The following is a 21,012-nucleotide window of genomic DNA, read 5'->3' on the forward strand; positions in this document are numbered from 1 at the left end:
TCCAATCATTTAAAATAATTATTTTAATTATACCGATTACAAACTACAATTAACATATTAATCTTATAATCTCTTCTTTGCTAACATCAACCTTGCTTTAAAATTAATTAAACAAAATCGCAATTTCTGGTTGCAATTACTTAAATTTTTTTCTATAATAGTTACTGTTCTTGCGCAGGAATACGCAAAATTGACGGTCTGGTAGCTCAGCTGGATAGAGCAACGGTCTTCTAAACCGTGGGTCGTGGGTTCGAATCTCACCCGGATCATTTAGTTGTAAATAGTTAACACTTGTTTGAACTCTTACAGAAAAGAACTATAACTGAATTGTTATAGTTCTTTTTGTTTGCTAGTTCTTCTTAATTTTTGAAATCAACACTCTTTGTCTCTTCGGATTCAAGCGGTAATAACCTGAAAAAATACCTAAAAATGTTAAAACTATAGTTCCGCCAACTAGCAGCAATATGCTGTCTTCGTGAAGTTCTCCGATAAATTCATATAAAGAAGATACCATCTTTAACCAACCACCAAGAGAAACAAAATACCAGGCAGTTGCTTTGTCAATAAAACTCATAGCTGTACGTAAATCTGATTCATTTTTGATAATACTGCCCAAAATTTTGACTGCTCGTCTCTTTTCTAGGTATATTTTGACAATAGGTATAATCCAGTAAAGAGGAGAAATCTTAGGCTGTGCTTTGCTTGATTGATTAAATTCTTTTAAAAACCATTCGTAGTCATAAAGCTCCATTAATCCCTGATATAGAGGAAAAGCGAATAGCAACCAGTCACCCAAAAAACTGATACAGTTAATAAACAGTGTGATAATAAACACTTCTTTCTTTTACAATAGAATAAATTTATATTTTACTTGAGAATATTCTAGTCGTTACTAAAGAGTTATTCAAAGCATTTATTTTTAATTTTTTAGTTTTCTAGCTCTAGTAATATTAAAAATATAATATCAAGTTGATTTAGTATTTTAATATAAACTTACTTGTATTACTTAAGCAGGATAATTTTAAATTGCTTAATTAATTGCTGTATCAACTTTTTAAAATTAAATTAAATTAGGACTTGCTTTTTATTTATTATTAAGTTATGATATTGCTTAAATATTTATGAGAGGTAAAGATTATGACGACAATTAAAAAAATTAATCAACCGCAAGTTAAATATTATTTCTGGTACTTCAGCTATTTGATCTGAGTGCCTGGTTTGTCATTGTCTTAGACACACAGTTCAATCTTCATGACAATTGTGTGTTCAAAGACTTAAGTACTTTCTTCTCTGAAGACTCACACAGTTGTCGTCATCTGTGTGAGTTTTTATTTAGGAGAGAAAAATGAATACTTTGAAAAAGATTACGCTAGATACCCTAAACGGCTTGTCAACTGGTATAGTTGTAGCTTTAATTCCCGGAGCCTTAATTAACCAGCTGGTAAAAGCTCTTTTACCCAGTATGCCGCAACTGAGTTTTATCATAGCCTTAACTACCTTTGCTTCGGCGTTATTACCAGCAATTAGTGCAGTATGTGTCGGCATGACTGGTAAATTGACACCTATCCAAACGTCATCTATCGCTTTAGCAGCAACAGCAGGCGCTGGTAATTTCATGATGAATAACGGTAAAGTCACTGTAACAGGCAGTGGTGATGTCATTAATACCGCGATTACGATTATGATTGCTTACGGACTAGTATTGTTTTTTGGTAAAAAATTAAAGGCATACACGATTTTACTGGTTCCCCTTTTAGTTTTACTAATAGCAGGTGGAATTGGCTGTTTGACCCGCATACCTGTTGGTCAACTCACCAGTTTAATCGGTTTAGGAGTCCAAAAACTGACAGACTTGCAGCCCATTATCATGGGCATGCTAATGGGAATGGTATTCGGCCTGCTTATTGTTTCGCCGATTTCTTCAGTGGGCATCGCCACTGCAATCAGCATTTCTGGTATTGCTTCTGGTTCTGCAAATCTTGGTATTACAGCCGTTTCCTTTGCGTTAGCTGTTTTTGGTTGGAAATCCAATAGTTTCGGGACATCAATTGCTCACTTCTTGGGCTCTCCCAAAATGCAAATGGCTAATTTAATGACTAATCCAAAACTACTTATTCCGCTTTTAATCAATGCTGGTATCATGGGTGGTTTGGGAGCAGTCTTTCAAATTCAGGGAACACCAATGAGTGCTGGCTTTGGTTTTTCCGGCTTAATCGGACCCATAGCGGCAATGGCTAATCGGCCCGCAAATTTGTTCAATATTCTTTTAATCGCAATTCTTTTCTTCTTTTTGCCAATTGCGTTGGGCATATTGATGAACTACCTCTTTAATAGCAAAGTACATCTTTTCACAAGTCAAGATTTTGAACTAGATTTCAATTAATTTTAAAACAAACAAAAACTGATAGTTATCAATCATAATCGCTAACTATCAGTTTTTTAGTTTTAATTTACTTATCGCGCTTATAAACCAACTTACCATCAGAAAAGGTTAAGTTAACTTTGGCAAAACGAATTTCTTGCGGATCAATGTCAAATAGATTTCTATCTAATACAATGACATCGGCCATTTTACCAGGTTCCAAAGTTCCCAGTTCATTTTCGAAGGATTCAGCATAGGCCGACCACTTGGTATGAGCCTGCAAAGCTTCAGTCAGAGTAATTGCATGTTCTGGGAAATAACCTCCATCTGGTTTACCTTCATTTGGTTCACAACGCGTTACAGCCGCATAAATTGTCCAAATTGGATTTACAGAGTATACAGCGGGAAAATCTGAACCAAAAGCCAAATGGCTTCCCGCATCAAGTATTTCACGGTATGGCCAAGTGTGTGACAACCTCTCTTTACCAATACAAGGCAAATATCCTCCACTCATATAGTCTCCAATGCAATGTTGCGGTTGAACTGCACACATTACATTTAAACTCTTCAGTCTGTCAATGTCGTCTTGTCTGATCATATCAATATGTTCTAAGGAATTGTGCAAAGTTAACTTGCCAATTTTACTTTTGGCATATTCATATGCATTTAGGGCCATCGTACTTGCCTGATCACCAATAGTATGTATTTTGACAGGGAACCCTTCCTTTTGGGCCGCTAGAACATATTTGTTGAGCTCATCCTGAGTTAAAGAAGTATCACCAAATTTTCCAGGATCATTATCATACTCTCTACTCAAAAAGGCAGTATGAGCTTCAACCACGCCGTCAAGAACTTGTTTCAAACCTGCAACCCTATGCTTATTAGTATGGTACTTTCTCTTCAGTTCTTTCGCACCAGCAATATCTGTCAAGGATGGAAATGATGTAATTCTGGTAGTTAATTCTCCAGATTGTTCTAATTCATCAAATATTTCCGGGATATTGTCATTCGTTAGACCTGACGGATAGACATCAGCAACTGAAGTGATACCTAATTCACGAAAGTGCTTTAGACATTTCAGCAAAGATTGTTTCAGTGTTGGCACATTTAAAACCTCGTCCATCATGGCTTTTGTTGCTGGTGGTTCATATAAAATACCATTTAGTTCGCCCTGTTCGTCATGACCATATATTCCACCTTGGGGATTGGGCGTATCTTTTTTAATACCAATCTTGTCCAAGGCTATGGAATTGCACCAGACGGAGTGAAGGTCAAATGAATTTAAACATACTGGACGGTCTAAATTTAAAGCATCTAGTGATTCTTTTGAGGGAGTATGAGGATTATCCCAAACTTCTGCATACCAACCTGTACCATATATCCAAGGATTATCAGGATGCGAATCAGCAAATGATTTAACCATTTGTACACATTCTTCTTCACTCTTACAGTTCATCATTTGAATGCAAAAGTCCGGATCATTTTGAACAGAACCTAGCGAAATATGCATATGAGAATCGTTAAAGCCGGGCATAATCAAATGATCACCACAATTAATCACGGTGGTTTTTTCATCAATATAACCAGTCATTCTATCTAACGGCACGATCTTCAAGATGCGATTTCCCTTGATTAAAACGCAACCAGATATTGGCTTATCACCAGCACCAGTAAAAATAGCTGATCCTTTTAAAACGAAATCTGCTTTTTCCATTTTTTCTTGCCTTCCTATTTATTTTTTGCTTTACTACCAACTTCAGGCAACGCCAATATACATAGTATCGATAATCCGAAAATTAACGACTCAATCCCTAGATTCTTAGCGTAGTCGTTTCCAGCAATCTTGGACACAATGATTGGAATAAAATATGATATCAGCATTGAAACTGTACCAACTATTCCGCCAGCACTACCAGAATATTTCTCTCCTATTTCTGGAAATTGTATTGGCATAGCTTGAACTATTGGTCCACTAATTGCAGTAAAGAAACCATTAATTACTAACATGGCCCATAAAAAGAAACCAGCTGGTGTATACCAGGTAAAGTACATTACGATCGCACCAATTAATGTCGTTACGGTCAAAAACATCTTATAACGACCAAGCTTGTTGCACCAAGCTGGACCAATTAAAGAGCCAAAGAAACTACCGACAGTAACTACAGAAGACATAATTCCGGCTGTCGCATTATTAATATGTTGACCTAAATTAAGCGCCTGCGGTAAAAAACCAGCATAAGCAGTTGTTGAGGCGATTCCTAAGCCAGCACAAATTGAGACAATCCAGGTATTTTTACTTTTAATAGCAACTTTTAAATATTTCATTGTTGGTTCTGCTGGCGGCAATGATTCGCCTTTAGGAGTATCACGAACAAAAACTATCCAGCAAATAGTTAAGACTAATAATGAAACAGATGAAAACATGTAAGCAGCATTAACAGACGGAAACCATGAACTAGTGATTTGAGCCAAAGTTATTCCCAAGCATGAAGCTGCGTAGAATACACCCATGGCAGCATCCGTATCCTGCTTAAACCAGGTACCCAAAACTTTAATTAAGTTGGCATTTAAAAGTGAAATAAAAATACCGCATAATAAGAGCATTATCATCATCATGGCAAAATTCGCTGCAATAAACCGGCCAAATGCACCAATGATGGATAAAATACAACCCACTGATATTACCTTTTTAGAGCCAAATTTATCTCCTAAAGATCCAGCCGGAATACTGAGCACAACGGCTACTAGCATTGGCGCCATTAAGAGAGCCGAAAACTCAGCAGTCGTAATATGTAATTGAGGCATAATTACTGTGGCCAACGCCGAAACCTGAAACTGAATATAATTAGCAATAAAACACAACAAACTAACAATTGTTAGAATCACCCAACGATAAGCAGGTAATTTTTGTTTCTCCATAACTTTTTCTCCTTTTCTGTTTGATCCATTTATGGATTAATTCATGGATCAAGTTAAGCAAAAAAGAGTAAAGTTACAATCAACTTTCGTTGTATTTTAGGCGTAAAATGTGCTGCAACTAAGTTTTTTTAAAAACTAAACTTTAGTAGTAGATGCCAAAAAGACTAAAAACGGTGCTGTAAATGATTGGAAAAACTAAAAAAGACTGAAAAATCACTCACCATTAACATGATTTCCCAGTCTCTTTGCTTAATTTGAGATTTAGCCAATTATTTTTAGCTTATTTTTCTTTATATTCCATAAAAACATGCATTAACTGACTGCGGCGATCAACAGCTAATTTTTTATAAATACTGTATATATGTGTTTTCACCGTTCCTACAGAAATATACAATTCATCAGCTATTTCCTGATTCTTCTTACCTTTTAAGACTAGCCTTAATATTTCTGATTCTCTTTTTGTCATATTGTAATAATTACAGAATTCAACAACTTGACTTTCTTCGCTAGCATTCTCCTTTTCGTGAAGCATAGATTGATATTGATTCATTTTTTGCTGCACTAAAATTTCTAAGTTATTTTTATTTGCTTCTTCCTCTTCCCTTTTAGCAAACCAAATAATTAATAAAGACAGGATAATTGAAAAAAGATCTTCATTAAAACCGATAACTCTCATATAACTGGTTAAAATGACAAAACTATTTTGATTTAAATCGTTCAAAAATAAAAATAAGATTCCTTCTAAGCATGACAACGTCATAAAAATAGCAGTTAATATTACAGCACGATCGTAATATTTTTTCTTGCTATTTTTTCCTTTAGAATCTGATTTAAAAGTGTTACAAAAATAAATTATGCAAAGAAATAAAATACTAGCATCCTGGGTACTCCTTTGGAGTACTCCCGCATTTTGTTCACTATAAGAATTTAACACAAAAGCGACATTTAACAAGGACACAGCAAAAATAGGGATATAGTATAAAATTTTGGGTTTCTTATTTATCATGCTGGACATCAATTTAACATAACAAATTCCCCCTATTATAAATGCTAAAATTCTAATTAAATAAAAGGCTTTGGTATCAATCTGGTAATTACTATTAGTGACTTTTAGCAGATCTGATGAAAAAGCTATCGTACTGTCAATTATTAACGTTACATAAAGCAGGCCCACATAGTAAAAAATACCATTATTAGTGGTTTTATAAGCATATTCTGAAACATTTATTACCCATAAATAAAGAACTAAAAAGGCAATATTATAAATATAAACAAATATTTCTTGCAAAATTGCAACTCCCAAATTTTATTTCAAAACTATACACTGAGTTTAACATAATACATCCTAAATTATAAAAATGTTTTTATTATTGTATTTTTGCTTGCCATCATTGCTATAATTTAAGCAAAGGAGAGCATGAAAATGATAAAATTTTACGGTTATAAGCGCTGCTCAACTTCAAGAGCAGCTCAAAAATGGTTAACAGAGCACAATGTTAAATTTGACTTTCAGGATTTGGTAGAGCAACCACCCAAGAAAGCTGACTTAATTAATTGGCTTACCCAACATCAGGATCGCGGGTTAAAGTATTTTTTCAACACTCACGGACAAGACTACCGCAAACTGCATCTCAAAGATCAGGTAGCTGATATGTCAATTGCCGCAGCAGCAGAGATGATGTCCAAAAATGGTAAATTGATTAAACGACCATTGGTAGTTGAAGGTGAAAAACTGACCTGCGGTTTTAATGAAAAGACCTACCAAGAAGTTTGGCTATGATTTACATTAGAGGAAGAAGATTTTTTAAAACCTTCTTTCTTTTTTATTTTAATAACTGGCTTTCTAATGATCTTAATAACAGGTAAAATAATACAAAAAGGAGAATTTTATGAAATACAATCAATACGCTTATGTCAAAACTGATTACCAAACAGAAGTTAAAGAATTGCAACAAATTAAATTTTTACCAGCCGATTATGAAAAGCTTTCTTTTGCTGATCTGCTAGCTGAACTCACAGCAAATGCAGTGGCAGTAGTCGACCCCAATGATGCGAGTGCACGAAAGGCAAAATTAGCCGAGTTTGCTGTATCAGAAACACAAACACTCAAGCAATTTTTAGACGGCAATCCAGTAAAAATATTGTCTCACCAATTCTATAGCGTCGCCTTGCAACTTTTAGGGTACCACGTTGGGTATGATTATCAACTGGCAAATCCTCTAAAATTCATGAAAAAGCAGGCGTTGCCCTATATTGCAGATATTAATGATAAGCAAGCACTCATCCGCGCCTTTTATCGTTTACTAAACACTCGTGCTAAAAACGGACAGCTTTTAATTGATGTGATGGCGGGTGAAGGCTATTTTTATAACCGCAAAAACCAATTTACCAAAAATAAGTTTCTCTTTTTTAATGGCAAAAGTATGCCAGTTTTTGATACCAGCAAAATAATCAGAGAAGTAGTTTACGTTGAAAGTGACCTTGACACTGATGGCGACGGCAAGAGCGACCTTTTGCAAACAACCATTTTCCGACCTATTGAAAGTGAAAATATGCCAGTACCAGCATTATATACAGCTAGTCCCTATTTTGGCGGTATCATTGATAATGAAAAGCGTAACCATAACGTTGACGAGAATTTGAGTGATGCAACAGAATGGGAAAATCCGCAATATCAAGCTGCTCCAATTGTTAAAGCTCAAAAGCCAAACAATGATACTGTGTCTTATAAGCCGGTCGAACAAGCCGTTGGCAAATCTTCCTACGGTTTAAACGAATACATGTTAGCTCGCGGCTTCGCCAGCGTCTTTGCTGGCGCTATTGGTACCCGCGGCAGTGATGGCCTTAGAATTACCGGCGCACCAGAAGAAACCGAAAGTGCAAAAGAAATAATAGAATGGTTACACGGAGACAGAATTGCTTACACTGATAGATCTAGACAACATGAAACCAAAGCTACCTGGTGCAACAAAAAGATTGGGATGACAGGACGGTCTTATTTAGGAACCTTGCAAATAGCTATTGCAACTACTGGTGTTGCTGGCTTAAAAACGGTTATTTCTGAAGCTGCCATTTCTTCCTGGTATGATTATTACCGTGAGCATGGATTAGTAATAGCGCCAGAAGAATGTCAAGGAGAAGACCTAGACATGCTGGCAGAAACTTGTCAGTCCAACTTATGGGATGCAGGAGACTACTTAAAGATCAAACCTAAATTTGACGCAATGCAAAAGATTTTATTAGACAAAGCTGATCGTAAAACCGGCCAGTATTCTGATTTCTGGGAAAAACGCAATTATCGTCATCATACCAATAATATTAAGTGTTCCTGGATTAGTGTCCACGGTCTCAATGATTGGAATGTCAAGCCGAAAAATGTTTACAAAATTTGGCAAAAAGTCAAAAATCTTCCTGTAGAACATCATCTTTTCTTGCACCAAGGTCCCCACTATAACATGAACAATTTAGTTTCAATTGATTTTACCGACCTGATGAATTTGTGGCTGGTTCATGAACTATTAGGTCTTGAAAACAACGCATATCAGCAATGGCCAACTGTCTTAGTTCAGGACAATCTAAAAGCAGATAACTGGCATGAAGAAGAGGATTGGAGTAATGACAGCGAAAAAGAAACAGTTTATTTCCCAGCTGATGACAATGAATTAGCAAAGGACACAAGTAGCGAAAAGAAAGTTTCCTTCACAGATGTAGGCGGAACCGAATTTAAAAAAGCCAAAATTTCAGAAAATGACTGGCAATACCAGTTTATTTGTGGCAACAAGAAATGGGCTCAAGCAAGTTTGCGCTTCACGACCGATGAGTTTATTCATCCAGTAACAATAGTTGGTCGACCAGAAATAAGAATGCGGGTAGCATCCAGTCTTAACAGAGGTCAAATTTCTGTAGCTTTAGTCGAAATCGGCGATCGTAAACGGTTGACAGCTACTCCCAGAATCTTAATGCCAGGAGGCCAAGAATTAGGCTTTCATTTTCAATTAGACTCCCTGCAAGAATTTATGCCGGATAAGCTGACTCATGCTAAATTAATTACCAAATCTCATATGAATTTGCAAAATTACACGGATATGAAAAAGCCAAGTAGTATTAAAGTCGGTGAATTTTACGACTTACAATTTAAGCTGCAGCCAACATACTACACAATGCCTGTTGGCAGCAAACTTTGCTTAATTATTTATTCAACCGATCAGGGAATGACCAAGAGACCCCTTGAAAATACTACTTATACCATAGATCTGTCTGAAACTGCTATTAAATTTAGTATTAAATAAAATTTATCTGTACGCACCTTTTTAAGTACAAAAAGAGCAACTGTTGTTTACGCAGTTGCTCTTTTGCTTATTAAATTTTATTTTATGCTTATTGTAGAAAACGACCGGTTTTCTAAAGCAGTAAGAAGTGCACGTGCGGTATCCAAGCTGGTAATTAAAGGAATATTTTGCTGGATGGCAGCTTGACGAATAATAAAGCCGTCAGAAGTTTTCGCCAAATCATGTCCCATAGTGTTTATAACCAAATCAATTTTCCCATTTTTAAACTCATTTAAAATATTAGTCTCACTGTGCTGATGAATCTTATCAACCAGAGTAATAGGTAAATGATTTTGTTTTAGGAAACTGGCCGTACCACTGGTAGCAAAAATACGATAACCAATTTGGGCAAATCTTTTGGCAATTGGTAATATTTCCTGTTTATCGCGGTCTTCAATGGTTAACAAAATGTTGCCACTGTCTGGTATTTGCATGTTGGCTCCTGAAAAAGCCTTATAAAGTGCTTTTGGAAAACTCAAGTCGCTGCCCATGACTTCACCAGTTGATTTCATTTCCGGCCCTAAGTAGCTATCAACATCTGAAAGTTTACTAAACGAGAAGACTGGTGCTTTAACACTAATCATTTTTGTTTCTGGTGCCAGACCATCTTTATAGCCTTGCTCCTTTAGACTTTCACCCATAATTACCCGAGTAGCAACCTGAGCCATTTCAATACTGGTAATTTTACTTAAAAATGGCACCGTACGACTGGCACGGGGATTAACTTCAATAATATAAATTTCTCCACCGCGCTCAATTAACTGCAAATTCATTATTCCACGGCAATTAAGCTTTAAAGCCAGTTTTTTGGTAATGTCAGCGATTTTTTGCTTAATGGCAGGTGAAAATGTTTGAGCCGGGTAGACGGCCATAGAATCTCCAGAGTGAACGCCAGCATGTTCAATATGCTCCATTATTCCAGGAATAAGCACTTCTTCTCCGTCACAAATGGCATCAACATCACACTCTCGACCATCGAGGTAGTCATCTACCAAAATTGGATGACTGCTGGCAATGTCAACATGGTTATGCAAGTAGTCTTCGAGTTCAGGTTGGTTGTAAACAATTTCCATTGCCTTTCCACCCAAAACATAACTTGGTCTGACTAAAACCGGATAGCCCAGCTTCTCAGCGGCTTTAATAACGCCAGCATGTGTGGTAGTGGTGATTCCTTGCGGCTGCTTCAAACCTAATTCTTTTACTACTTGATCAAATAATTCTCGATCTTCAGCTCGATTAAGATCTTCTACACTAGTTCCTAAAATCTTGACACCATGTTTTTCCAAACCAGCGGCCAGATTGATTGAAGTTTGACCACCAAACTGAATAATTACACCTTCTGGCTGCTCTAAATCGCAAACGTTTAACACATCTTCTAAAGTTAAAGGCTCAAAATATAATTTGTCAGAAACGGAAAAATCAGTTGAAACAGTTTCGGGATTTGAATTAATGACAATAGCTTCATAACCCATCTTTTGCAAGGCTTTAACGCAGTGAACTGTGGCATAATCAAATTCGACACCCTGGCCAATGCGAATTGGACCTGAACCAACTACCAACACTGACTTCTTGGAAGTTTTCTGACTCTCATTTTCGGTATCATAAGTAGAATAAAAATAAGGAGTTTGAGAAACAAATTCACCTGCACAAGTGTCCACCATTTTATATACTGGCAGCAAATGATTTTGCTTGCGCAAAGTTCTTACTTGGTCTTCATCTTCATGCCACAAATTAGCGACTGTATGATCACTAAAGCCATACTTTTTAGCATTTTTAAGAACCTCTAGATCATCAGGATTTGCGGCAATAACTTTTTCTAAATCGACAATATGCTTAACAATATCTAAAAAGTAAAAATTAATTTTAGTTAATTCATGCAAATCCGACATTGAATAACCCCGCCGGAAGGCTTCAGCTAAGTAGAAAAGACGATCATCCTGCGCTCTAACTAGTTTATTTTCGAGGTCTTCATCACTGGCTTTATGGGCCTCAACTGAATAAAAATCTTTTTGATCGATTTCCAGGGAACGAACGGCTTTTTGAAAGGCTTCTTCAGCCGTTCTTCCTATTGCCATCACTTCCCCAGTTGCTTTCATCTGCGTACCCAGTTCGCGATTAGCTTTGGCAAATTTATCAAAAGGCCAGCGTGGTATCTTGCAGACAACATAGTCCAATGCTGGTTCAAACTCTGCAAAAGTAGTACCAGTGACTGGGTTTTTAATTTCATCTAAAGTCAGACCCACAGCAATTTTGGCTGCCATCTTGGCAATCGGATAGCCGGTAGCTTTGGAAGCCAAGGCAGATGAACGCGAAACTCTGGGGTTAACTTCAATGACATCATAATTAAAACTATTTGGATCTAAGGCTAATTGAACATTGCAGCCGCCCTCAATCTTTAGTGCCCGAATAAGCTTTAAGGAGCAATCACGCAACATCTGATATTCTTTGTCAGATAATGTCTGTGACGGTGAGAAAACAATTGAATCCCCGGTATGAATACCGACAGGATCAAAGTTTTCCATACAGCAGACAATCATGGCATTATCGTCATGATCTCTCATTACTTCAAATTCAATCTCTTTATAGCCAGCAATCGACCGTTCAATTAAGCATTCGGTAACCGGAGACAGTTCCAAGCCATTTTTGGCAATTTTTGCAAGTTCAGCGCGATCATTACAAATTCCACCACCGGTTCCTCCCATAGTGAAGGCGGGACGGACAATAATGGGATATCCAATCTTATCTCCGAAATCTAAAGCTTCTTGGACTGTTTTAACACTGGTTGAAGGCGGAACTGGTTCACCCAGTTTTTGACAAAGTTCCTTGAATTTTTCTCTGTCTTCGGCTTGTTCAATTGAATCAAGTTTTGTTCCTAACAGTTCAATATTTAATTCGTCTAGAATGCCGCTTTTAGCTAACGATAAGGCCATATTCAAACCAACTTGACCACCTAAAGTAGGCAATATTGCATCAGGGTATTCCTTACGAATAATGCGGGAAACTGATTCAACAGTTAACGGCTCAATATAAACCTTGTCAGCAATCGTAGTATCAGTCATGATAGTAGCAGGATTAGAATTAACCAGAACCACTTCATAGCCTTCTTCACGTAAAGCCAAACATGCTTGTGTTCCAGAATAATCGAATTCTGCTGCTTGACCAATAATAATTGGACCTGAACCTATTACCATTATCTTTTTTATATCAGTTCTTTTAGGCATGACTTTCATTGTCCTTTCTTTGATCAATCATTTGCATAAAGTAATCAAAAATCCCTTCCTCGTCGTGCGGACCAGGGGTACTGTCAGGGTGAAATTGAACTGAAAAAGCGGGATATTTTTTATGCCGTAGACCCTCAATGGTCCCATCATTAACTTCTACATGAGTTACCATTAAATTTTCAGGATCAATTGAATCACGACTAACAGCATAACCATGATTTTGAGAGGTAAATCCAATATTCCCAGTAGCAATTTCACGTACAGGATGATTAAAGCCGCGGTGACCGAACTTCATTTTATAAGTCTTAGCACCGTTGGCTAAAGCAAAAACCTGATGTCCCATACAAATACCCATGAGTGGTATTTTCTGCTCAACTTCCTGCACCATTTTAGCTGCATCCTTCATTTCAAGTGGATCGCCGGGACCATTTGACAATAACACCCCATCTGGCTGCAGGGATAAAATTTTTGCGGCTGAGGTCGTGTATGGCAGAACAATGCAATTGCAGTCTCGTTTACTAAGTTCACGTAAAATACTGTTTTTCAAGCCAAAGTCGACAACGACAATATTCCGTTTTGAACCTGGCACAGGATATGATTTCGCAGTTGAAACACGCTTAACCACTCCTGCAGTAATTTTATTTGCTCTTAAATCAGCAGCAATTGCAGCAGCATTTTCCTTAGAATCGCAGATTTGGCCCTTCATTGTACCGTGTGCGCGCAGTTTTTTAACCAATTTTCTAGTATCAATTCCCTGAATTCCCGGAATATTTAAGCTCTTAAGAAAATCGGGCAAAGTAGTCTGCATGCGCCAGTTATCAGGATAGCGCGCAACTTGGTGGCAAATCACACCTTTTATTCCCGGTTCAAGTGATTCATAATCAGCTAGCGTTATACCATAATTACCAATTAAAGGGTTTGTAAATACCAGAATTTGATCGGCATAAGACTGGTCCGTAATTGCCTCCTGGTAGCCTGTCATGCCAGTGGTAAAAACGACCTCACCTTTGGTTGCCTGATCTCCGCCAAAACCTTCACCTGCAAAAATGCTGCCATCTTCCAAAATTAAATATCTCATTTACTTTCCTCCTTTTGAAAAACAATTTTGCCATCAACCATTGTTAATTCCGTTCGACCGAATACTAAATCTTGATTAAAAGGAGTGTTTCTTGCTTTGGATTTGAAGTCAGAACTATTGATAGCCGCTTTTTGCTCAAGATTAAAAATGGCAATATCAGCTGGTTGATTTATTGCTATTCTTCCTGCCTTTTTAAGACCAAAGGCCTTGGCTGGAGCGAATGTCAACCAATTTAATAACTGCTGTAATGTGAAAGTACCAGTTTTGACAAATTTGGTGTAAAGCTCACTAAAGGCTGTTTCGCTGCCTACAATACCAAACGCAGCATTTTTGAAGCCACCTTGTTTATCCTTTGCAGTATGTGGTGCATGATCAGTCGCAATCATGTCAATCGTACCGTCCAGTAATCCCGCTATTAGTGCTTTTTGATCTTCCCTGGTTCTCAAAGGTGGATTCATCTTGAAATTGCTATCGTCTTTAACAATATTTTCTTCTGCCAATAAAAGATGATGTGGTGCAACTTCACAAGTAACATTGATACCATGACTTTTAGCAATTCTAATTAATTCCACACTGGTCTTAGTAGAAACATGACAAATATGATAGTGAACGCCGGTCTTTTCTGCCAATAAAAGATCACGCGCAATTTGAGTAGTCTCTGCCAGCTCAGTAATTGGCTCCTGTTTAAGTAGCCGCGCTGTTGGCCCATCATTCATAACGCCATGATTAAAAAGAGAATCATCCTGAGCGTGCTCAGCTATCAGCAAATTATTTTTTCGAGCTTTTTGCATTGCCAAAAACATAGTTTGCGCATCCTGCACTCCTTTACCATCATTACTTAGCGCAACACAACCAGCCTTTTTTAACCCAGCATAATCAGGAATTTCTTTACTATCCTCATCAACTGTGATGGGTGCGTATTGCAAAATATGGACTAAACCAGCTTTGTGATTATTCTGGACCATTTTTGCCATTAAATCAGGAGTATTAGGAACGGGGTCTACATTAGGCATTGTACAGACTGTAGTAAAACCGCCATGTGCTGCTGCCAATGAGCCAGTTCGGACGTCTTCTTTTTCAGTTTGGCCAGGATCCCTATAATGAACGTGAACATCAACTAAACCAGGGCTAACTAGTTTTCCTTGTGCATTAATCTCTTTTTCAGCTGTTAAATTTTTGCCAATTGCGGCAATCATACCATTTTTGATTAAAAGGTCGCTATGGACTATTTCTCCGCCAGTGTATATGTAACCATTTTTAATAACTGTTACCATTAGGATAATCCTCCTAAATTGCGTCCCCGCATAACAGCTTCAATCATTGCCATTCTCATAAAGACCCCATTTTCCATTTGACGCACGAACCTACACTTTGGAGCTTCGACCAAATTGCCACTAAGCTCAACATCATGGTTAATTGGACCTGGATGCATAATAATGGCATCATCTTTCATAGCGTTATAGCGTTTCTGATTAATTCCGTATTTGTCATGATATTTTTTAGCATCAAATTTGGCTTCGTTAGGATCTCCTGCATGTCTTTCATGCTGCACCCGCAACAACATCATTACATCCATTTGAGCAACTAATTCATCTATCGGCAGATATTCACCATATTTGTCATATTGTTTGTCATACCAATAATCAGGACCTGAGAAATATACCTTTGCTCCTAACCTGGTTAAAAGTTCCATGTTACTTTTAGCTACTCTTGAATTAGTAATATCTCCTACTATGGCTACCTTGAGATCTTTAAAATGACCAAAATGTTCATGGATTGTCATCATATCAAGTAAACACTGTGAAGGATGCTGACCGCTACCATCACCAGCATTTATCACACCAATATTAAGGTGTTGGTTTTTATTTGGATGTATTAATTTCTCATAATATTCATTTTCCGAATGTCTGATAACCTCAAGGTCAATTCCCAGTGCTGCCATAATTAAAGAAGTATCATACAGAGTTTCACCCTTTTGGGTTGAACTATGAGCAGCATCAAACGGAATGACCGTCAAACCTAATTTTCTTTCCGCCATTTCAAAACTGGTATGTGTTCTACTCGAATTTTCGAAAAACATATTAGTAACATAAACCGGTTGAGTTAAATGCGGGCGCGCTCCACCATTTTTAAAATATTCTGCGCGCTCGATAAGCGCCCCTACTTCTGCTACAGTTAACTTTTCGACACTGACAAATGATTTTAAGGTTACAAAATTGCTATTTTTCATTTTTTACTCTTTCCACAAAAATAAACCTGAAGCTTTTTAGCTCCAGGTTTACAAAAGGGTCTCTAGTTCAGTCGATGACTCAACAAAATAAACTCAAACCCTTCTGACCCTCTCTGGAGCCAATTAAACGGTTGAATTGATTTCTTATTGCGGCAATGGTTTTAATTCTACATTGTCTTTATTATCAATTTCTTCTACATGGACTGCAATTTCTTCATGTGAAGAAGTTGGAACATTTTTACCAACAAAGTCTGCTCGAATCGGCAGTTCACGGTGACCGCGATCAACCAAAGCAGCAACAGCAATGGAACTAGGTCTGCCTTTGTCCATCAAAGCATCCATAGCTGCTCTAATCGTTCGACCGGTAAAAATCACGTCATCAACTAAAATTACGTGCTTATTACTAATTTCAACACCTAATTCTTTAGAATTAACAACAGGATCCAGCTTCAATGATGCATCATGACGATCATCACGATATAAGGTAATATCAAGCTGACCTAGCGGTACATCAACACCTTCAAGTTTTTCAATTCGATCATGAATTCGTTGAGCTAAATAAACACCACGAGTTTTAATTCCTATAAGAACTAAATTCTCAGTACCTTTATTGCGCTCAATAATTTCATAAGTAATTCTGGTTAGCGCTCTTTTCATTGCAGATGCGTCCCAAATTTCTTTTGTCATCTTTATTCTCCTACTAGTGCTTTGCCCATAAAAAAACACTTAATCTGCCTGAGACTAAGCGTTTCGTAAAAGTCAATACTTAATTGAGCTTTCCTTACTAGCCTCTCGGGACTAACTTAAAAGGACATCTATTTAAATATACTTGCTAAAGCAATAGTTGTCAATAGTAAAGCTGCATATTGACAAGTCGGGTTTATTAATTGAATTCAACCTGTCCTACCAGTTCATTGATATCTTTGACTCCGAGTTTCTCTAAAAGCTGCGGCAATTGGTGTGCAATATGCGGGCAAGCCAAAGGGTCTTTAAAATGCGCACTACCTACTTCGACTGCGTTAGCGCCAGCCAGCATAAATTCCACTACATCTTCGGCTGAGCTAATGCCACCCATACCAATGATGGGCAACTGGGTATTTTTTCTTACCTGATTAATCTGATATAAGGCAATTGGTTTAACAGCGGGACCAGAATAACCGCCATAATTATTTCCCAAAAGAGGTTTACGCGTTTCAATGTTAATGCGCATTCCGGTTATCGTATTGATCAGTGATAAGCCATCCGCACCGCCTGCTTCAGCAGCTTGTGCAATTGCAGTTATATCCGTAACATTTGGTGTTAACTTGACAAAAATAGGCAAGTTAACAACCTGTTTTATAGCAGCAGTTAATTCCGCAACTAATTCGGGATGAACTCCAAAGGTCATTCCACCCTGAGCAACATTAGGACAAGATACATTAATTTCCAGGGCATCAACCATTTTTGACTGCGATAGTTTTTGCGCAACTTCAATATAGCCTTCTTTACTTTCACCACCGACACTGGCAATCAAAGGAAGTTGGGGATATTGTTTTTTGATTGCCGGTAATTTATTACCAATAACATTATCTACTCCTGGATTGGTCAATCCAACAGAATTTAAAACACCCTTATCCACAACCGCGATCTGCGGTTGCGGATTACCTAAACGAGCTTTCGGGGTAGTCGTTTTAATAACTAGCGCCCCTAACTCATTCAAGTCAAATTTTTTTGCTGCTGGTACGTCACCAAATCCGAATGTGCCACTTGCCGGCATTACCGGGTTCTTTAAGTTAAGACCGGGTAATTTAACACTAATATTGGTCATTTTATCCTCCCAAAATGTAAGCTCTCTGTCAGTACAATTATTTTGGCTATATTTTACACAATTTTTTAACCTTTTAAAATAAAATTTGGTTGTATTTTTTAAATAAAAATGGTAATCTCAATGATGATAAACTTTAAACGGTACAGAGAGACCGCAAGTTGAAAACATGACTCAAATTTTAGCTAGTCTATTTTGATGCACTCTCGTACCAAAATAGGCTTTTTTTCGTGGAGGTTTTTAATGAAAAAAGCAGTATTTGTGGCTTTGGACTATGATAACCAAAAAGAAGTGCAAAAATTACTGGCAAATCTGGGTCGGCCCGAGGAAACGTACCTAAAAATCGGCATGGAACTTTACTATCATTATGGCGCAGGATTAGTTACCAAACTGGTTAAACAAGGTTACCATATTTTTTTAGACCTTAAATTACATGATATTCCAAACACGGTATACCAAGCTGCAAGACAGATAGCGCATTTGGGTGTCTACTGCACAACCATTCATGCTTTAGGGGGCAGTGAAATGATCACTGCCGCCAAGAACGGTTTAAAAGATGGCACAGCTCAAGGTAGTGAAGTGCCAAAGTTACTAGCAGTAACAGAACTAACTTCAATTACTGCAAAAGTCCTGTCTACTGAGCAAAATTGTTCCTTGTCAATGCCTGAACAAGTTGTCAGCTTAGCCCAAACCGCCAAAAAAGCCGGAGCTGATGGCGTGATCTGTTCACCGCTTGAGGTGAAAAATCTGAGAAAGCACTTTGGTTCTGATTTTTTATATGTTACACCGGGAATTAGATTAACTAATAAATCTAATGATGATCAAAAGCGGATTGCAACTCCACAGAAAGCCAAAGAATTTGGCTCCAGCGCAATTGTAGTTGGTCGTCCGATTACCCAAGCAAAAAATCCTGCTCAAATATATCATGAAATTAAAAAGGAGTTTGAATAATGTATCAAGATCAAATCATTAACAAATTAGTTGAAAAGAAGATTATTACAATATCCCCTAACAAGCCATACACTTATGCAAGTGGAATGCTATCACCTGTTTATACAGATTTAAGATTAACGGTTTCTTATCCAGATTTACGCGACTGGATTGCCTCAGATTTAGCAGCTCTTATTAAAGAAAAGTATCCAGATGTAAGTATCATTGGCGGGGTTGCGACGGCTGGCATTCCTCATGCTGCATGGGTTGCTGCTAAATTAAAATTACCAATGATTTATGTACGGCCAAAGCCCAAAGATCACGGTAAGGGTAAGCAAATCGAAGGTCTTTTTACTGAAAATGATCGGATTGTTCTAATTGATGATTTAATTACCACCGGTGGATCAGTTATTAACGCAGTGAAAGCCACTGAAAAAGAGGGCGGTCATGTGATCGGGGTAAGCTCAATATTCACCTATTATTTAAAGGATACCACAGCTAATTTTGCTCAAGCCGGTGTTGATTATAGTCCGCTATTAACATACCCAGAACTGCTGCAAAAAGAAAAAGAAATGAATTATATAAATGCCAAAGAATATGAAGCTTTAAAAACTTGGCATGAAGACCCGTGGGCATGGGGTGAAAAGTTTCAGTAAAAAGTAGTTTCAATATTTTAACATGCGTTAAAACTGGCTAAGTTTGCACAAAAAACAAGCTTAGTCAGTTTCTTTTTATTCAAAATTTAACTTAATGATGCCTAATTGCACTGTTTAGACGAGTACGGTAATGTAAATAGATCAATATCATAAATGGTACTAAGATTAATTGCACCAAATAAAAATATTTAGCCGGTAACAAATCATTCACAAAGCCCATGATTATCGGTCCAAAAGCCATACCAATATCTAGCCCCAAGTAAAATGTACTACTTGCTAGGCCCTGCTCACTAATTGGTGCCAAAAGCATTGCAGTTGACTGCAAAACAGAATACATTAAACCGTATCCTACTGCCATAAAAGCGGCCGCCAGACCCATTAAAAAATTATTTTTCATTGTGGCCAATAAAATAAGATATATCAAGGTAGCTGCAACACTCACCCAAAACCAGGTACCGAATTTGACAGTATCAAACAGATTTTTAAGTGTAATTCTAATAAGCAATAATACTACGGCATATATTAAAAAGTACGAGCCCACATTTATATTAAGATGCTGCTCTTCAGCATAAGTTACAAGGTCTGCCTGAGTGGAGAAATAAGGAAAAGCAAATAAGGTAGTAAGCATTGCTATGGGCAATACATTTTTTTGAATAATTTTAATGTGCAGTAATGAATTCTGTGCTTGAGATTTATTAATATTTTGCGGTTTTGCTTTATTTCCTACAAACTGAATCATAATGACCATCAAACAGGCAGAAATGCCGGAAGCAATAATCGCTAACCTGTACCCGGTTTTTTGATAAATATTAATTGCTAACGCTGGAGCGATAGCCATGGCTAGGGCATTCATCAAGCCGTAAAATCCCATTGCTTGACCGACATGAGCACGCGGTACCAAAAAAGCAAGCCAGGTAGTCATACAAACGGTGCAAAGAACGTAGCCCGAACCATTAATTAGACGAAAAAGCAGTAGCCAACTGCTTGTAGGCGCCAACACATAGCCAATTACTCCGACTACTATTAAAATTCCCCCAACAAAGGATAAACGATATTTGGAAAATCTATCCGTTAAATTACCAGCAATCGGGCGCAAAAACATCGCAGCAATACTCATAATTCCCACAATTATCCCCGCAAAAGCACTACTAGCACCTAAACTTTTGGCGTAACCATTGATTAAAGGATTTACAAACATCGTACTAAACATAAAAAAGAACGAAGCTGCCATAACTAATATTACGTCTTTAGTATATATTCGTTTTCTTTTTACCATTTTTGCCTCTTATACTTAAAACCCAACTCATTTATTTTATCACTTAAATTCATTTGTTTTTTCCAACAGTTTATAATGAATATATTATTTTGCGTTTAATGCTAGTTTATTAGCTTTTTTATTCATCCGCTAAGCAGGTTGCTTATAAAAACTGTCAAAACAAAAATGCCAAGCTAACCATAGCTTGACATAAAGATCTTTAATTAAT

General features: G+C 37.3%; 16 protein-coding genes and 1 tRNA gene. 6 read left to right on the plus strand and 11 right to left on the minus strand.

The genetic code is table 11. From position 1 onward, the window contains the following. Positions 1-195 precede the first annotated feature (195 nt). Positions 196-269, plus strand: a tRNA-Arg gene (locus tag F5ESL0259_RS05340). A gap of 80 nt (positions 270-349) precedes the next feature. Here the strand turns inward: F5ESL0259_RS05340 and F5ESL0259_RS05345 are convergent. Next, positions 350-835 (minus strand): hypothetical protein, encoded by a 486-nt coding sequence (locus tag F5ESL0259_RS05345; protein ID WP_052724654.1) that lies wholly within the window; start codon positions 833-835, stop codon positions 350-352. Between the two features lie 510 nt (positions 836-1,345). Here F5ESL0259_RS05345 and F5ESL0259_RS05350 point away from each other — a divergent pair. Beyond that, the gene (locus F5ESL0259_RS05350) at positions 1,346-2,383 is read left to right on the plus strand and encodes a PTS transporter subunit IIC (RefSeq protein WP_122037741.1); all 1,038 of its coding nucleotides are present in this window, start codon (positions 1,346-1,348) and stop codon (positions 2,381-2,383) included. Positions 2,384-2,450: 67 nt separating this feature from the next. Here F5ESL0259_RS05350 and F5ESL0259_RS05355 read toward each other — a convergent pair whose 3' ends face one another. The 3 genes from F5ESL0259_RS05355 to F5ESL0259_RS05365 form a co-directional block, all read right to left on the minus strand. Then, positions 2,451-4,076 (minus strand): amidohydrolase, encoded by a 1,626-nt coding sequence (locus F5ESL0259_RS05355; RefSeq protein WP_122037742.1) that lies wholly within the window; start codon positions 4,074-4,076, stop codon positions 2,451-2,453. A gap of 14 nt (positions 4,077-4,090) precedes the next feature. Continuing rightward, on the minus strand, positions 4,091-5,281 hold the full coding sequence (locus tag F5ESL0259_RS05360) for a nitrate/nitrite transporter (RefSeq protein ID WP_110446248.1): 1,191 nt from the start codon (positions 5,279-5,281) through the stop codon (positions 4,091-4,093). 280 nt (positions 5,282-5,561) lie between these two features. Next, positions 5,562-6,569: a LuxR C-terminal-related transcriptional regulator gene (locus tag F5ESL0259_RS05365; protein ID WP_122037743.1), complete on the minus strand. Its 1,008-nt coding sequence runs from the start codon at positions 6,567-6,569 to the stop codon at positions 5,562-5,564. A gap of 135 nt (positions 6,570-6,704) precedes the next feature. Between F5ESL0259_RS05365 and F5ESL0259_RS05370 the strand changes: the two genes are divergently transcribed. Beyond that, positions 6,705-7,061 carry an arsenate reductase family protein gene (locus F5ESL0259_RS05370; protein WP_122037744.1) on the plus strand — a complete coding sequence of 119 codons (357 nt, stop codon included), beginning with the start codon at positions 6,705-6,707 and terminating at the stop codon, positions 7,059-7,061. 109 nt (positions 7,062-7,170) lie between these two features. Then, complete coding sequence (locus F5ESL0259_RS05375) at positions 7,171-9,570, plus strand: Xaa-Pro dipeptidyl-peptidase (protein WP_122037745.1); 2,400 nt, start codon at positions 7,171-7,173, stop codon at positions 9,568-9,570. Between the two features lie 77 nt (positions 9,571-9,647). Here the strand turns inward: F5ESL0259_RS05375 and carB are convergent, their stop codons facing one another. From carB to F5ESL0259_RS05405, 6 genes are all read right to left on the minus strand, one after another. Next, complete coding sequence (gene carB / locus F5ESL0259_RS05380) at positions 9,648-12,830, minus strand: carbamoyl-phosphate synthase large subunit (protein WP_122037787.1); 3,183 nt, start codon at positions 12,828-12,830, stop codon at positions 9,648-9,650. After that, positions 12,823-13,908: a carbamoyl phosphate synthase small subunit gene (locus F5ESL0259_RS05385; protein WP_122037746.1), complete on the minus strand. Its 1,086-nt coding sequence runs from the start codon at positions 13,906-13,908 to the stop codon at positions 12,823-12,825. Before F5ESL0259_RS05385 ends, carB begins: the two co-directional genes overlap by 8 nt. After that, positions 13,905-15,182, minus strand: a complete 1,278-nt coding sequence (locus F5ESL0259_RS05390) for a dihydroorotase (protein ID WP_122037747.1) — start codon at positions 15,180-15,182, stop codon at positions 13,905-13,907. The genes F5ESL0259_RS05385 and F5ESL0259_RS05390 overlap by 4 nt, the downstream gene beginning before the upstream one ends. Further along, positions 15,182-16,138, minus strand: coding sequence for an aspartate carbamoyltransferase catalytic subunit (locus F5ESL0259_RS05395; RefSeq protein WP_110446254.1), 957 nt, complete (start codon positions 16,136-16,138; stop codon positions 15,182-15,184). Before F5ESL0259_RS05395 ends, F5ESL0259_RS05390 begins: the two co-directional genes overlap by 1 nt. 144 nt (positions 16,139-16,282) lie before the next feature. Then, positions 16,283-16,825: a bifunctional pyr operon transcriptional regulator/uracil phosphoribosyltransferase PyrR gene (gene pyrR, locus F5ESL0259_RS05400; RefSeq protein ID WP_046325086.1), complete on the minus strand. Its 543-nt coding sequence runs from the start codon at positions 16,823-16,825 to the stop codon at positions 16,283-16,285. A gap of 196 nt (positions 16,826-17,021) precedes the next feature. Then, the gene (locus F5ESL0259_RS05405) at positions 17,022-17,945 is read right to left on the minus strand and encodes a dihydroorotate dehydrogenase (RefSeq protein ID WP_046325087.1); all 924 of its coding nucleotides are present in this window, start codon (positions 17,943-17,945) and stop codon (positions 17,022-17,024) included. Between the two features lie 240 nt (positions 17,946-18,185). Here F5ESL0259_RS05405 and pyrF point away from each other — a divergent pair, with 240 nt between their 5' ends. Continuing rightward, positions 18,186-18,893 carry an orotidine-5'-phosphate decarboxylase gene (gene pyrF / locus F5ESL0259_RS05410; protein WP_122037748.1) on the plus strand — a complete coding sequence of 236 codons (708 nt, stop codon included), beginning with the start codon at positions 18,186-18,188 and terminating at the stop codon, positions 18,891-18,893. Then, positions 18,893-19,528 (plus strand): orotate phosphoribosyltransferase, encoded by a 636-nt coding sequence (pyrE, locus tag F5ESL0259_RS05415; RefSeq protein WP_110446258.1) that lies wholly within the window; start codon positions 18,893-18,895, stop codon positions 19,526-19,528. The genes pyrF and pyrE overlap by 1 nt, the downstream gene beginning before the upstream one ends. 91 nt (positions 19,529-19,619) lie before the next feature. On the opposite strand, the gene F5ESL0259_RS05420 is transcribed toward pyrE, so the two are convergent. Continuing rightward, a complete protein-coding gene (locus F5ESL0259_RS05420; RefSeq protein WP_122037749.1) occupies positions 19,620-20,804 on the minus strand; it encodes an MFS transporter in 1,185 nt (394 codons plus the stop codon). Positions 20,805-21,012: the final 208 nt, after the last annotated feature.

The sequence above is a fragment of the Lactobacillus sp. ESL0259 genome (assembly GCF_003693045.1).
GTDB classification, from domain to species: Bacteria; Bacillota; Bacilli; order Lactobacillales; family Lactobacillaceae; genus Lactobacillus; species Lactobacillus melliventris.

Bases quoted from the DNA above. Each gene is read 5' to 3' on its own strand.
- F5ESL0259_RS05405 (WP_046325087.1), bottom strand. From the start codon at position 17,945: ATGACCAATATTAGTGTTAAATTACCCGGTCTTAACTTAAAGAACCCG.
- F5ESL0259_RS05395 (WP_110446254.1), bottom strand. From the start codon at position 16,138: ATGAAAAATAGCAATTTTGTAACCTTAAAATCATTTGTCAGTGTCGAA.
- F5ESL0259_RS05385 (WP_122037746.1), bottom strand. From the start codon at position 13,908: ATGAGATATTTAATTTTGGAAGATGGCAGCATTTTTGCAGGTGAAGGT.
- carB (WP_122037787.1), bottom strand. From the start codon at position 12,830: ATGCCTAAAAGAACTGATATAAAAAAGATAATGGTAATAGGTTCAGGT.
- pyrE (WP_110446258.1), top strand. From the start codon at position 18,893: ATGTATCAAGATCAAATCATTAACAAATTAGTTGAAAAGAAGATTATT.
- F5ESL0259_RS05390 (WP_122037747.1), bottom strand. From the start codon at position 15,182: ATGGTAACAGTTATTAAAAATGGTTACATATACACTGGCGGAGAAATA.
- F5ESL0259_RS05360 (WP_110446248.1), bottom strand. From the start codon at position 5,281: ATGGAGAAACAAAAATTACCTGCTTATCGTTGGGTGATTCTAACAATT.
- pyrR (WP_046325086.1), bottom strand. From the start codon at position 16,825: ATGACAAAAGAAATTTGGGACGCATCTGCAATGAAAAGAGCGCTAACC.
- F5ESL0259_RS05420 (WP_122037749.1), bottom strand. From the start codon at position 20,804: ATGGTAAAAAGAAAACGAATATATACTAAAGACGTAATATTAGTTATG.
- F5ESL0259_RS05355 (WP_122037742.1), bottom strand. From the start codon at position 4,076: ATGGAAAAAGCAGATTTCGTTTTAAAAGGATCAGCTATTTTTACTGGT.
- F5ESL0259_RS05375 (WP_122037745.1), top strand. From the start codon at position 7,171: ATGAAATACAATCAATACGCTTATGTCAAAACTGATTACCAAACAGAA.
- pyrF (WP_122037748.1), top strand. From the start codon at position 18,186: ATGAAAAAAGCAGTATTTGTGGCTTTGGACTATGATAACCAAAAAGAA.
- F5ESL0259_RS05350 (WP_122037741.1), top strand. From the start codon at position 1,346: ATGAATACTTTGAAAAAGATTACGCTAGATACCCTAAACGGCTTGTCA.
- F5ESL0259_RS05370 (WP_122037744.1), top strand. From the start codon at position 6,705: ATGATAAAATTTTACGGTTATAAGCGCTGCTCAACTTCAAGAGCAGCT.